We start from the raw sequence: 278 nt of genomic DNA, 5'->3' as shown, positions 1-278 counted from the left end.
GCTCAACAGGCGCTCGAATACCGACAATCCGCGCGAACCGCAGCCGATCAGGCCGATGTGCACAGGCGCCTTCACCATCTGCGCTCCTCGCCAAAAAATGACGGGATGGCAATTGCCGTACCGGCCGCCACCGCAATGTCGTGGATCATCCGGCCAATCGCGAGATCGAGAATGCCCATGCCGAATGGCGAATAGATCAGCGGTTTGTCCTGGGCGACATGCAGGTCACCGCGAATCAGCTGCGCCACTGTGCCTGTGACAAAGTCGCGATGGCCGTA

General features: G+C 60.4%; 1 pseudogene. It reads right to left on the bottom strand.

Annotated elements, in window-relative coordinates:
- Positions 1-71: 71 nt before the first annotated feature.
- Positions 72-278 (bottom strand): annotated as a pseudogene (locus tag AAEY83_RS14495) (hypothetical protein); the annotation flags it as partial.

The sequence above is a fragment of the Psychrobacter sp. TB20-MNA-CIBAN-0197 genome, assembly GCF_040309765.1.
Classification (GTDB): Bacteria; Pseudomonadota; Gammaproteobacteria; order Pseudomonadales; family Moraxellaceae; genus Psychrobacter; species Psychrobacter submarinus.
This window is presented reverse-complemented; position numbering and strand designations above follow the sequence as displayed.